The organism is Gilvimarinus sp. 1_MG-2023 (assembly GCF_030548285.1).
The window spans coordinates 1-341 of record NZ_JAUOSC010000480.1 but is presented as its reverse complement, the minus strand read 5'-3'; the positions used below and the strand labels follow the sequence as shown (position 1 = coordinate 341).

1 pseudogene is annotated in these 341 nt (G+C 55.1%); it reads right to left on the bottom strand.

The window, feature by feature from the left end:
• Nucleotides 1-341: pseudogene (locus Q4563_RS17720) on the bottom strand (tRNA (uridine(54)-C5)-methyltransferase TrmA); the annotation flags it as partial.

Here is a 341-nt window from a genome sequence, read left to right as displayed (position 1 = left end):
GGGTGGTGAGAAACTCAACCTGAAACAGTTTGCGTCGCAGTGGCTGGTTGTCTTGCAACTCGGCCAGCAAGCGCTGCATCAGATCGTTGATCTGTTCTGAGGCAATGGGGAAATCGAGCACTTCCAGCGGTTTTTTGCGGTCTTCCGGGTCAAACATGGCGTAAAAACAGCGGTCGCCACTGTGCCAAAGACGAAATTCGGCCCGCAAGCGAAAGTGCGTTACCCGGCTGGCAAACACTTCCAGTGCCGGGGGATCAAATTCAGACAGTCGTTGCGTCAGGGTTTGGCACTTTTGTTCCAGTAGTTGCGGGTAGTGCGCTGGCGTAACGCCGGGTTGGTAC